This is a genomic window from Litchfieldia alkalitelluris (assembly GCF_002153425.1).
GTDB classification, from domain to species: domain Bacteria; phylum Bacillota; class Bacilli; order Bacillales; family Salisediminibacteriaceae; genus Evansella; species Evansella alkalicola.
This window is the reverse complement of the sequence record NZ_KZ119600.1, coordinates 2,345,920-2,358,657: the sequence shown is the minus strand read 5'-3', so window position 1 is coordinate 2,358,657 and position 12,738 is coordinate 2,345,920. Positions and strand designations below refer to the sequence as shown.

General features: G+C 36.3%; 15 protein-coding genes, 1 rRNA gene and 1 other annotated feature (1 of these 17 only partly in view). Of the genes, 3 read left to right on the top strand and 13 right to left on the bottom strand.

Annotated features, from left to right (window positions below):
- Positions 1–25: 25 nt before the first annotated feature.
- Complete coding sequence (locus BW724_RS11285; RefSeq protein ID WP_088075319.1) at positions 26–346, bottom strand: DUF5658 family protein; 321 nt, start codon at positions 344–346, stop codon at positions 26–28.
- Positions 347–585: 239 nt separating this feature from the next.
- On the opposite strand from BW724_RS11285, the gene BW724_RS11280 reads away from it, so the two are divergent.
- Both BW724_RS11280 and BW724_RS11275 read left to right on the top strand, forming a co-directional pair.
- The gene (locus BW724_RS11280; RefSeq protein ID WP_205160367.1) at positions 586–1,032 is read left to right on the top strand and encodes a hypothetical protein; all 447 of its coding nucleotides are present in this window, start codon (positions 586–588) and stop codon (positions 1,030–1,032) included.
- A 231-nt stretch (positions 1,033–1,263) separates the two neighbouring features.
- The gene (locus tag BW724_RS11275; protein WP_088075317.1) at positions 1,264–1,638 is read left to right on the top strand and encodes a hypothetical protein; all 375 of its coding nucleotides are present in this window, start codon (positions 1,264–1,266) and stop codon (positions 1,636–1,638) included.
- Between the two features lie 55 nt (positions 1,639–1,693).
- On the opposite strand, the gene BW724_RS11270 is transcribed toward BW724_RS11275, so the two are convergent.
- The 5 genes from BW724_RS11270 to BW724_RS11255 form a co-directional block, all read right to left on the bottom strand.
- Positions 1,694–1,945, bottom strand: coding sequence for a hypothetical protein (locus BW724_RS11270; RefSeq protein ID WP_088075316.1), 252 nt, complete (start codon positions 1,943–1,945; stop codon positions 1,694–1,696).
- A 126-nt stretch (positions 1,946–2,071) separates the two neighbouring features.
- Positions 2,072–2,224, bottom strand: coding sequence for a hypothetical protein (locus BW724_RS23625; protein WP_176371385.1), 153 nt, complete (start codon positions 2,222–2,224; stop codon positions 2,072–2,074).
- Positions 2,225–2,237: 13 nt separating this feature from the next.
- Positions 2,238–2,375 (bottom strand): hypothetical protein, encoded by a 138-nt coding sequence (locus BW724_RS23620; protein WP_088075315.1) that lies wholly within the window; start codon positions 2,373–2,375, stop codon positions 2,238–2,240.
- A 163-nt stretch (positions 2,376–2,538) separates the two neighbouring features.
- Positions 2,539–3,837: an aspartate aminotransferase type Ic gene (locus BW724_RS11260; protein ID WP_088075314.1), complete on the bottom strand. Its 1,299-nt coding sequence runs from the start codon at positions 3,835–3,837 to the stop codon at positions 2,539–2,541.
- 399 nt (positions 3,838–4,236) lie between these two features.
- On the bottom strand, positions 4,237–5,520 hold the full coding sequence (locus BW724_RS11255; protein ID WP_088074732.1) for an IS110 family RNA-guided transposase: 1,284 nt from the start codon (positions 5,518–5,520) through the stop codon (positions 4,237–4,239).
- Positions 5,521–5,924: 404 nt separating this feature from the next.
- Between BW724_RS11255 and BW724_RS11250 the strand changes: the two genes are divergently transcribed.
- On the top strand, positions 5,925–6,590 hold the full coding sequence (locus tag BW724_RS11250; RefSeq protein WP_176371384.1) for a TerC family protein: 666 nt from the start codon (positions 5,925–5,927) through the stop codon (positions 6,588–6,590).
- 49 nt (positions 6,591–6,639) lie between these two features.
- Here BW724_RS11250 and BW724_RS23255 read toward each other — a convergent pair whose 3' ends face one another.
- From BW724_RS23255 to rrf, 7 genes are all read right to left on the bottom strand, one after another.
- Complete coding sequence (locus tag BW724_RS23255; protein ID WP_140354957.1) at positions 6,640–6,792, bottom strand: small, acid-soluble spore protein L; 153 nt, start codon at positions 6,790–6,792, stop codon at positions 6,640–6,642.
- Between the two features lie 63 nt (positions 6,793–6,855).
- Positions 6,856–7,107 (bottom strand): sigma-G-dependent sporulation-specific acid-soluble spore protein CsgA, encoded by a 252-nt coding sequence (locus BW724_RS11245; RefSeq protein WP_088075312.1) that lies wholly within the window; start codon positions 7,105–7,107, stop codon positions 6,856–6,858.
- 180 nt (positions 7,108–7,287) lie between these two features.
- Entirely contained in the window at positions 7,288–7,845 is a 558-nt protein-coding gene (locus BW724_RS11240; protein ID WP_088075311.1) for a bactofilin family protein, read from the bottom strand.
- Positions 7,846–7,891: 46 nt separating this feature from the next.
- Positions 7,892–8,839 (bottom strand): M23 family metallopeptidase, encoded by a 948-nt coding sequence (locus BW724_RS11235; protein WP_088075310.1) that lies wholly within the window; start codon positions 8,837–8,839, stop codon positions 7,892–7,894.
- Positions 8,840–8,975: 136 nt separating this feature from the next.
- A complete protein-coding gene (locus BW724_RS11230; RefSeq protein ID WP_088075309.1) occupies positions 8,976–9,530 on the bottom strand; it encodes a hypothetical protein in 555 nt (184 codons plus the stop codon).
- Between the two features lie 352 nt (positions 9,531–9,882).
- Positions 9,883–11,166 (bottom strand): group II intron reverse transcriptase/maturase, encoded by a 1,284-nt coding sequence (ltrA, locus tag BW724_RS11225; RefSeq protein ID WP_088075149.1) that lies wholly within the window; start codon positions 11,164–11,166, stop codon positions 9,883–9,885.
- 810 nt (positions 11,167–11,976) lie between these two features.
- Positions 11,977–12,091 (bottom strand): 5S ribosomal RNA (gene rrf / locus BW724_RS11215).
- 89 nt (positions 12,092–12,180) lie between these two features.
- Positions 12,181–12,738 (bottom strand) — a sequence feature (23S ribosomal RNA rRNA prediction is too short) (it continues 404 nt past the right edge of the window).

Genomic DNA, 12,738 nt, shown 5'->3' with positions numbered 1-12,738 from the left:
AATTATTTTCTTAGAACAGTAATACTCATCGATACAAGTATTGAAGATAGACATATAAATGAAGGAACATGACACTCATATAAAGGAGTAATGCGCCTCCACTAATAACATTTGTGACCCTAGAAATCTTTACGTTTCTTATGACATGACCAAGAAGAATTAATGCTATAGATAAGGTGGTTTTCAATATGTAAAAATATAAAGGATGATTTTCCCACACAATCCTCATCAAAATATTACCTTCTTCAATAAAACGAAAATGCAGACCAATTCCTGTGAAAATCATATCCAATATGTTTAGTACTGCAATAATATAAAATAGTATTAAAGCATTAATCCTCCCCATAATTATCACGTCCGATAGTTTGTTTTTTATTAAGAACATAATGTTCGTTTAAAAGAATATCAATAAAGACATGAGAATACAAGAGCGAAGGATATCTTATTTTGTCATATAAAAATCTGTTTGAAAGGGATTGAGCTGCAGTGAACAGCAAGACAAGATTGGTATATCCATTGTTATATATATAAAAGCACAAACATAAAAACAGTTTACGAATATGTTAATTAACAGAGGGTGTGGTGATGATGCAGAAAAAGGATAAAGAGAAATTGGAGAAAAAAATTTTTGAACTACAAAGAGGTTTGGCAATTGTAGTAGCAATATTAATTTTTCTTGGACAGTTATCAATAATTGGTGTTTTTGTTACACCTAGAGGATTTCGAGTCACACTCGCAGGACCAATCACAGGTTCCAGTAGACTTCAAAGTAATACTAATAATCCTATTGTCAATACATTTATTGATGCTATAAATCTTGTCATTGCGAAATTATTAATTATAGATCAGTTTCGTATTACAGGCACTGTATTAACCCATAATGGCTTTACAGTAAATTGTGGAGGACCTCTTTTAGGAACGGCAAGAACGCAGCCTAAGATTCCTAAAATAGTCTCAGAGTTTGACAATTTTCATGAAGTTGTATGTAGATTTTTCAATATTGACCCAAAGGTATTTAGAGAGTATAAATAAGGAGTGATTTTCTTATGGCTTTAACAGATATACCTCCAATAACATTTTCAAGAAAAGGAACATTTGCTATAGGTATAGTTCTTATTATTTTTATATATTTCTTTACAGAATTTAAAGATGAATAAAATACTTCTTAGAAAATATTATGAAAATTTAAAATATATGAAACTATACGCCCTTCTTAATCGTCTTATAAAATAGATGATCCTTTTAGGAAGGAGAAGATTTCTGTTGAAAAAGTTTCTTGTAATTCTCATTGCCTTCTTATCAATTTTTAGCAGTTGTCGTCTCATGGATGACAACGGTGTAACATCGGACATGCTCCTTGCTGAATCAATTTTACAAGAAAATAGGGCTGCAGATATTATTATTTTTAATAACTACGTGTATGAACGTGAACGCAAAAGTGAAGAAAACATAGAAGAACTTGCAACAGAAAAAATCGGTGAGATTGAGGAATTATACCGAAATCCAAATTCTATTAGGAATGGCATGGCAAATTTATTACCAGAAGGTAGCGAAGTTTTTTCAACAGCAACTGATGAAGATAATTCTTTAATTGTTAAAGTGAACGGTCAATGGCTTAAATATCATATTATTAGATAACAATGTCTAATAAGAGTAATTAGGCAATATTTTAAATACCAACAAGTTCAATACTTTAATCGCCCTCCATTTGTTGAAATACTGCAGGGTTAAAAAGTGTAGGATTTACCTTTTGGCTATCCATATATTGACCGTTTGTATACTCTAGCATCTCATGTTCTATTTTCTTTAAGTCCTCTTCAATAACTTTATATCCTGGATCAGTTACATCAATCTTAGTTAATTTATCTTGAAGCATTTGTTTCGTTTCCAATAATACATATAGACTTTCCAACTTTTCAAAATATGGTAAAGACTCGTACTTCATTATTAATATCTCCCCTTTCGTATTCATTAAATAGTATGTCCATTATATGATTTGTAAAAGTCTATATATTATACAAAAAGAACCGTCAATTAAATCGACAGTTCTTCTAAAATAATCGACTAGCAATTAACACTCGTTGACATACTCATTTTCCCAGGAAGCGTAAGACTCATTCTGTAAACTGAATTCATTTTCACCAGGGTGTTTTGACTCATGTTCTACTTCCTTAATATCTCTTTTCTCAATCTCAATTATCCGTTTTTTGTCTTCTTTTCTCATTTAAAACCCTCTCCTAACCTTTAGATCCAGGACCTGTTTTTGGACGATTATGGTTACTTCTTGTATATTCTTCACTCACATCTGGAAGACTTTCCTTTGGAGTTTTATTGTTGTTTAAGGCTGCATTTTTCTGTCCGTGACGCTTTCTCAATTTGATTTCCTCCCCTTTTTTATTCATATATAGTTTATGAATTTACTTAATAAAAAAACGAGGTAATTATTGATAATGATGATTATGAGGACTATTGTAATGGCAGCCTAATAAAAATAAAAAAAGTGATCCTTACCAAGTAATTGGCAAGGACCACTCTTTTTTATTGTTCAACAGTATTCGCTTCAAGAAGTTTTTCAACACTAGCTATTTGCACACAAAGACAAAGGATATCTACAGCTTTTTCCAACTCAGATAAAGAAGGGAATGTTGGAGCAATGCGAATGTTACGATCTCTTGGGTCTTTACCATAAGGGAAAGTCGCACCCGCGCCAGTGAGTGTTACACCAGCTTCCTTTGCCATTGTTACTACTTTTTTTGCACATCCATCAAGTGTATTTAAACTGATAAAATAGCCACCATTAGGATTATGCCATTCAGCTATATTTTTACTACCTAGTTCAGAGTCTAATTTAGATAAAACTAAGTCAAATTTAGGTCTTATTATATCCGCATGCTTTTTCATATGTTTCTTAAGGTTTTCATGGTTTTTAAAAAACTTTAAATGACGAATCTGATTTATTTTATCAGGTCCAATTGTTTGGAATGAAAGTAACTTCTTAATATGTTTTAAATTGTTCTCTGATGTAGCCATCACACCTATTCCACTTCCTGCAAAAGTAATTTTAGAAGTAGAACTGAACATGTAAACTCTGTTTTCATTCCCTGCCTTTTTACATTCGACCATAATATTTTTTAACACGTCTGGATTTTCCGTTAAATGATGAACCGTGTAGGCATCATCCCAGAATATTCTAAAGTCATCTGCTTTAGTATTCATTTTAGCCAGCCGATCTACTACCTCATCAGAATATGTTATTCCATCTGGATTACTATATTTTGGGACACACCATATTCCTTTAATGCTCTCGTCTTCACTCACAAGTTTTTCCACCATATCCATATCAGGTCCATTATTTTTCATATCAACAACAATCATTTCAATGTTGAAGACTTCACAGACTGAAAAATGGCGATCATACCCTGGGCTTGGGCAAAGGAACTTAACTTTAGGAAGCTTAGACCATGGCTCCGATTCAGCATTTACTCCGTGAAACATCGCTCTCATCACAGTGTCATGCATCATATTTAAACTTGAATTTCCACCAATTAATACTTCATTTGGACTAACTTCAAGAATATCAGCAAAGAATTGCTTTGCCTCTGGAAGTCCATCTAGCCCACCGTAATTTCGGATATCAGTACCATCTTCTGCTTTTAGATCATCTTCAGAAGTTAATATATCAAACATCTTATTGGATAGGTCCAACTGTTCTGGACTTGGCTTACCTCGAGCCATATTTAAATTTAAATTTTGGCTTTGATAAGTAGAGTATTTTTGCTGAAGATCATCTAGAAGCTCTTTTAATTGGTTAGCATTTAATCCGTTCAAATCTGTCATTTACACTAAACCTCCCTCTATAAAGTAAAAATATCTCTTAAATGCTCCTGATATCTCAGGATTTTAAAACCAACCAATAGTAAAGACAAAAGAATCGTTGGATGAGAGTGGTAGAGCTTAATAATATTTACAGATAATAGGCCATCCTAACGTCCAAACTGGATGAGTTTGGAAAAAATAGTATGACCGTGCTCCTAATCTCCACGACACTCGCGGCCGCTCACCCTCCCATGTCTCTCCGGATGGTTCTCCATACATTCCTTCGTCCTGCGTATCCACGAGGTGGAGGTCGGATAAGCTCCTATGCTGGGTCTATGCCCGTATGGAATAAATATGCTCCGACTCTGCACTATTGGTATTTGTCATTAACTATAGTTCTTGCTTTGCTTTTAAATTAGATTATGCTACCTCAAGTCTTTCAGATTTAGACAATCCTTGTGTTAATTTCGTTGGATCAAAAGGACATTGTTTCTGTCCAATCACAAATAAGACGCGTAGTAATTTACAACACAATGCAATCAATGACTGCTGTTTCTTCAGTGGGCGTTCAGGGCGATGAGTATAATGATGATGCAGGGTTTTGAATGTTGGATTGTGGGCAACGAGCGGTCGAATCGCTAAATATAATGCTTTGCGTAGTCGTTTTCGGCCTCTCTTGCAAATCCTCGACTGCCCTTTATACTTACCTGAACTGTGCTCCTTCAAAGACAAGCCCGCTAAGTTCACGAGTTGTTGGGGGTGGTTGTAATTTTTAATATCCCCGACTTCAGCGAAGAACGTTGCGACTGTCACGGGTCCTAACCCTGGTATAGCGATCATTTCTTCGGCACCAGGAATCGTCATAACCAACAATTCTAACTCCTCATCCAACTCGTTGAGTTGGGTTTTAAAGAGTTCGTGTTGGTCAAGAAGACTTTGAATTTCACGCTTGGCAAAGGTTAAACCGACCGTGATGCCAATGCTCTTTTGTGCGGTTTCCACGAGTTTAGTTGCTCGTTTAATGCCAACCCCTCTTTGGACAAAGGGCTTCCAACTTTGTAAGACTTCTTCTGGTGTCATCTGAGAGATGTCTTCCGGAAATGGAAACAGCTTCAACGTACATTGAGCCGCTTTTCCTTCCCAATCACCAAATACGTTAAAGAATTCAGGGAAGTACCGCTGAATATGATTTTGGATCCGACCTTCAATCGTGATGAGTTGTTTGATGAGCTGATCTCTTAATTTGACGCCTTCTCTTAGTTCAGCATAAATGCCTTCTAGGAGATTCGGTACCGAGTATCGGCCATCCTTAATTAACTGCGCGATCACGCGCGCGTCCTTTGTATCATTTTTGGTCGGAGAATTATCATCAAGCTCTTTACTCTTCTTGACATGCATTGGATTGACTAGGACAATATCAATGCTTTGCGCCTTTAAGAAATAGGCTAGATTTAGCCAGAAGTGGCCAGTTGGCTCAACACCATAAATCACGTCACTTTTATCATGGCTTTTCATATGTCTCTCTGCCCAACTTAGTAGAGTCACGAAACCGTGAAAACTATTATCAAAGATAAGGCGTTTACCAAATTCAAATCCTCGATCATCTTGAGCACGTGCAACGTGTTTGTCCTTTGCCACATCAATGCCGATGATAAGAGTTTTAGGTGTAATTTGAGAGATTTTCTGATTTTGTGTATAATTCATTTTGAGTCCTCCTTGGGTATCTAATTCAGGGTCCTTGCGCTGCAGCTTCGGACACCTCGTATCATACCAAGGGGCTCTTTTTGTTTCAAACCTCAAATTTCTTTATTACAGGAATGCTCCTATTGATTACTTGTTATTTTTCATCATAACTCAAAAAGAATTAAAATTGTCACTATTTTAAGGCAATTTTATTAATTTTAGCATCTAGCCTTAATATCATAATTTTGAGTTCCATAATGGGATTAAGGAATGATTAGGTGTTAGTGGAAATAATTACACCTGAGTACATATTGTAACATAAAAGTATGAAATGAGGTTTAGTACACAGGTATTAATCAATAAATAATTTAGACAAGTTATCTGTATTTAAGCATATCCATATATAAGACAATAATAATAGGATGATGTGTATGATATTTGAATTACTAAAAGTTTTTTTTATTAGCCTACTGACCGATTTAGATAATATAATCATCTATTTATATATATTAAAACGTAAACCTACTTTATATATTGCAATGTTCTTATGTTCAATTTTGGCAATAAACAGAACAGTCTATATCTCTTTTGTACATAGCCTTAATAACCTGCCTGGTATTGATATATTAATTGGTACAATCATATTGATCATTGCGATAAATATGTCGACGAAACAAATTGATTTTGATAGACAGTTACCGTCCATTTTTAAAGTATTTGGAGCAGTCATTTTATTAGACCTGTTTTTATCATTTGATGGTATTGTATTAATTGCAGACATATCAGAAACTTATCTAATTATCTTAATTGGGATAGCTTGTAGTTTATTAGTTCTCTTCATATTTTCAACTTTAATATTTAAATTAATTAGTTTCTTTCCATGGATTTATATAATAGCGGCATCATTCATTGCTTTTACAGGAGTAAAAAGTATATTGACTGATGTTTTCATTATTCAATATGTAGAATCATTAAACAATGCAGTATCTTCTATTGATACGAACAATTGGTTATCAATTACTGTTGGAGGAATAATATTTATTAATGGAATGCGATCATGGATCATAAACAATAAAATTGTGCGTGCTTAACTTAGGCTACTACAAAATTGATAGGAGTGTAGTAGCCTTCTTATTAGTTTTACCTTTTTGTGTTACTTTTTTTAGCAGATTCTTGCCCTTGACTATATACTTCCCCAGCATGCTCCTCCCCTGGTGACTGCCCCATTGGGTTCACACTTCTTGCACCTGGTACTTTACTATTTTGACTTCTCGTACTCCTTTGTTTACCCACTAATCTCACCTCCTACACTATAATGTTTCCAGCCATACCTTTCTTATGTGGAGATAGAAGTCCTTAAAATAAAAGCTCATACACTTCATTTAATTCTAATGCACGTTTATCATCTAATTCCTCTTTCGCGTATTCAATTTCATCTTTAATTATTTTGTTTAAAACTTCAGTTTCTTCTGTGTTTAGATCTTTCACAAATTCCCCTTCTCCTTTATAATCGTTTGACTCCAGTTTTTCATAAATCTGTCTTGAGACCTCATCGTATTCGATATGATTAGAGAGCGATTCCCTTAAATATCCTAATGTTTTATCCAATTTAGATCACCTTTTCCTAAAGTATTGTAAACGAACATTAATATGATGTTATATGTCATTGGAAACAATACATTGGATAGGAAAGTTATCTTATTTAATACATCACATTAAAAACAGATTTAAGATTGGATAATCTGAATTACCAAACTTAAATCTGTATACTTACTTGGTTTAGCTAATTTACATAGAATGATCTTGATAATTCTTAATAACCTCGACTTCCTTTTTACTTCCTTTTTCATATGAATAGTCTTTGACAATATCTTTTAATTTTTCTTTATCGTTTTCATGATGGTTATCTTTATGTTTTTCTTTCAAAAATTGATTTTCCTTTTTCTCTCTACCTGCATCTTTTTCTATCTCTATCACATTTGCTTTAACTTTTTGAGTATTTTTCATGATACTTTTGCCTTGGAAATGGCCCTTTTCATCAATAATAATTGTTTCCATTTCAGCAATTCCATCTAGATGACCAGTATCATATATGTGAATTTTGTTATCAATTTTTGCATTGCCCTTTAAAGATCCGGCAAGAAATAAATTACGAGCTGACACTGCTTTCTCAACATGTCCTTCTTTTCCAATTGTTATGTCCCCTGCACTTCTAATCTCACCATAGACCTTACCATCAACTCTTATACTGGATTCAATATGAATCCTACCCTCTACTATCGTTTCTTCTCCAATTACAGTAGAAATTTGATTCAACTTCCGTTCGTTTTTTTGTTTTGTAAACATAGTTATTCCAGCGAACTTGCTGGAATTACACCTCCTTATATATATCTTATTCCGTAGCTGCATTCTCATGGAATGTCATGTAAGGATACGGATTAACATGGTCTCCATTTCTTATAATCTCATAATGCAGATGAACACCAGTACTTCTTCCAGTCGTTCCCATTCCACCTATTTGATCTCCCTTTTCAATCCAATCACCAACCTTAACGTCTATCCTGTTTAAGTGTGCATATAAAGTTTCATATGTGTCACTATGTCTTATGACTATACGTTGGCCATAATTATTGTCCCAGCCTGCTTGAGTTACCTTACCATCAGCTGTTGCAAATATAGGTGTATTTAATGGAGCTGCAATATCAATACCTGAATGAAACGAGCTAGAACGTGTAAAAGGGTCTATTCGATTCCCAAAGTTAGAGGATATTCGTCCTTCTTTAGTAGGCATAATAGTTGGTATTTTTCGTAATTCCCTTTCATACTCTTGTAAGCGATTTATGCTATTTTCAAATGCACTAATTAATTCTGGCAATTCCTCTTGCATTTGCAAAAGTTGTGTAGATATATCTTGTACTTCATCATAAGCGTGTGGAAATGCTAGTCCACCACTTCCCTCACTATTATTTAAGTCAGATGGAACTTCTAGTTCTAATTCGAGATCATTTAAATGTTTTTCAAACTCTTTAAATTCTTCAATTGTTTGCTGAACATTTAATATTTCTTCCTGTAATGTTTGATTTTCCTGAGAAGCTTGTTGGATTTCGATATTGGCTTTTTCAACCTCTTTTTCCTTCAATTCAATCTCTTTATATAATTGGAGTTGTTTTAGCTCTCTTTCTTCAAAACTAGAATTAATATACCCGGCTATTGAGGCCACAGTAGCAAATAAACAGATAAAAGAAAGGATAATAAACCGTCTTGTCAAGGGGAATTGTCTAACTGATTGTTTCGGACTTGAAAAATAGATTACATTCCACTTTTTTTTCTGCCTAAACATGTACTACTCCCTATACGGGAATTCCCTCCTTTCAAAAGTAGAGAAAATTTCGTTACCCTTTACTAGTACAATATGATAAAGATCGGACAACTTTACTACTTTTTAGTTTTCAAGAGTAAATAAATCTGTATATATCCTAATTTGTGAAATCGTATGTGATATTGCTTGCAAATGGCTTGTTTGCACCCTGAAGTAAACACGCTACTAACCACTCATGAGTTTCAGTCCCCATTCTTGTAAAATGAGTACTCAAATTAGATTTATCATAGGTTTCAGTCTTCATTCTTGGAAAATGCGGACTCAAATCTGAGTTCTCATGAGTTTCAGTCCTCATTCTTGTAAAATTAAGACTCAAATCTGATTTCTCATGGGTTTCAGTCTTCATTCTTGGAAAATGAAGACTCAAATTTGGTTTCTTATGGAGTTCAGTCTCCATTTTTGGAAAATGAAGACTCAAATCTGTGTTCTCATGGGTTTCAGTCCCCATTCTTGGAAAATGCGGACTCAAATTTGAATTCTTATAAGTTTCAGTCCTCATTCTTGTAAAATGCGGACTCAAATTTGAGTTCTCATGAGTTTCAGTCCTCATTCTTGTAAAATGCGGACTCAAATTTGAGTTCTCATGAGTTTCAGTCCCCATTCTTGTAAAATGAGGACTCAAATTAGATTTATCATAGGTTTCAGTCTTCATTTATTTAGCTCTATTAAAGTCTATTTGTAATTTTACTTATAACAGTAATTTTTGCGTAAGGTAAACCTGTCTCTTCCTCTACGAGTAAAACCTTGTAGTGCAACCCGCTGCATAGTCGACGAAGTAGCACTCGTTCCTGCAGGATCAAAGGCTTACCAGCCGCCCGCGACAAAGAAGACACTACGATGAATGAGTGGATGTCGCACTAATACCTTAAGTGAAAGCGAGTAATTTACACAAAAAATCATCACATCATATAAAACACATCGAGTAGGAGGATAATCATTAGTTGATTATCCGACCTCTCACACCACCGTACGTACGGATCCGTATACGGCGGTTCAATTTTATACTAAGCATGTATTTTGTTGTAATGTTCTACACAAGAGATTAGTCCGAATTTGGCTAATCTCTTATTCGTTATCGTTGTAGTAAGTATCCAAGAGTAGGCTGTACGGGTTACCCCTTTACTTGTATGGCTATATTTGTAGGCATTATATTTGTTCATTCCCAATTTAATTAAGTTTTTCCTGCGATTTTTAGCTGTTTTCCACTTCTTCCAGATGCACATTCGCAGTCTGACTCTTGTATGAGAGTCTATTCCACCTAACAACTTTTTCATATATCCAATCTTGAAGTAATTAATCCACCCTCTTATCACTTGGTTGATGCGTTCAACCTGATACTTCGTATCGATACTCCAATTCTTTCTTGTTAATTGTTTTAGTTTATACTTGAAGTTTTCTACCGACTTTTGGTGTGGTTTCGCTTTGTATATGCCCATTTGATAATCTTTGAAGAAGCCAAATCCTAAGAACTTCATTGAAGGATCATTTGGTCTTGTGACTTTGGTCTTTGTAGTATTGACGATCAAGCCTAACTTTTCATTAATGAACTTCGTTACTGACCTCATTACTCGTTTCGCTGCCATCTCGCTTTTCACCATGATAATGCAATCATCGGCATATCTAACAAAGCGGAGTCCGCGATTTTCAAGTTCCATATCCAATTCGTTAAGCATGATGTTACTAAGTAGTGGAGATAAGTTTCCTCCTTGCGGAGTTCCTATAACTGTTTCTTTGTAATCTTCCTCGATTTGCACACCACTTACTAAGAATTTGCGAATGAGTGAAATGACATCACCATCATCGACTGTTCTTGATACAAGATTTATCAGCCTATCATGATTCACCGTGTCAAAGAAACGTTCTAAGTCTATATCCACAATCCAGTCATGACCATCATTTAAATATTCTAAAGTTTGTAAAATAGCCATCTCGGCATATCGCTTAGGCCTAAATCCGTAGCTATATTCACTAAACTTCTTATCAAATATAGGTGTGAGAATTTGTGCTAGCGCTTGTTGGATTACCCTATCCTTGACCGTCGGTATACCTAAGAGTCTAACCCCTCCATTCGGTTTAGGGATTTCCACTCTTAATACGGGGGAAGGTTGATATTTTCTTTGGCGAATTTGAGAAATGAGTTCCTCTTTATTTAACGCCATATAACCCCCTAATTCTTCAACAGTCATTCCATCTACACCAGCTGCACCTTTGTTCTTTTTCACCTGTTTGAATGCCCTATTGAGATTGTCTCTGTCCAAAATTCTGTCGAGTAGCTTTCTTTCATACATGCTTTGTTATTTCCTTTCTGTCTCGTAAAGTCGGTATCCACTTTTCCGCTTTTATGCCAGTGGTCTATTTCCTCTTCCAATCGAGAGTTCTATAACGATAAAATTGTTCAGCCCTTCGCTCCTTCTAACTTTCGTTAGCTATCTTCACTACTACGGCTTCTGCTGACTTCTCACTATCCAGCCTTGTATCACTACAAGGTTTTGGTGTAGACAAGTGAGATCTCCCCAGCTAAGGTGCGAACTCTTTCCCTCCACCTATCTGCCATATATACACCGTATGATAATTGTAGCTATTGGATTTTAACTTCTTTTGCAGTCTTGTCCTCATACGTTGCCTCCTATATGATTTCTGTTCGTCAGACCGGAGGTTTGCCTCGAGCTTCCTTCAGATTCCACGTCACCGTGGACACCCTTGCTTTTAGCTGTGTACTTACCGCTACAAGGTCGTACTTGGGACTTTCACCCATTAGAGTTCGCCCATGCTGGGCGAACAAAAAAAGACACTCTCTATTGAGAATGTCTTTATCTGCCCAGCAACGTCCTACTTTCACAGGGGTGAACCCCAACTATCATCGGCGCTGGAGCTTAAATACCGTGTTCGGACTGCGGGAATCGATGACCTACGAATCTCTTCGTCAACTGCACTCGATCGATTCTCATGGGCTTAGCCCATTCCGAGTCTCTCTCCCTTGTTTCCTCGACCTTCTTGCTCCTCAATTCCCTCGTTTACAAATTTCCATTTCATATATATACACCTTTCGGTGTATAAAACACAAAAAAAAACACCCTCTATTGAGAATGTCTTTATCTGCCCAGCAACGTCCTACTTTCACAGGGGTAAACCCCAACTATCATCGGCGCTGGAGAGCTTAACTACCGTGTTCGGCATGGGAACGGGTGTGACCTCTCCGCTATCGTCACTGGACTGGATTGAGATAAAACAAAATAAATTGTCCTCTCAAAACTAGATAACATATTGGATTGATAAGACTTACAGAAGTTTTAAAAATAGTTTTGGTTAAGCCCTCGATCGATTAGTATCTCTCAGCTACACATGTCGCCATGCTTCCACACGAGACCTATCAACCTCATCATCTCTGAGGGATCTTACTCACTTACGTGATGGGAAATCTCATCTTGAGGGGGGCTTCATGCTTAGATGCTTTCAGCACTTATCCCTTCCACACGTAGCTACCCAGCGATGCTCCTGGCGGAACAACTGGTACACCAGCGGTGTGTCCATCCCGGTCCTCTCGTACTAAGGACAGCTCCTCTCAAATTTCCTACGCCTGCGACGGATAGGGACCGAACTGTCTCACGACGTTCTGAACCCAGCTCGCGTGCCGCTTTAATGGGCGAACAGCCCAACCCTTGGGACCTACTTCAGCCCCAGGATGCGACGAGCCGACATCGAGGTGCCAAACCTCCCCGTCGATGTGGACTCTTGGGGGAGATTAGCCTGTTATCCCCAGGGTAGCTTTTATCCGTTGAGCGACGGCCCTTCCATACGGTGCCGCCGGATCACTAAGCCCGACTTTCGTCCCTGCTCGACCTGTATGTCTCGCAGTCAAG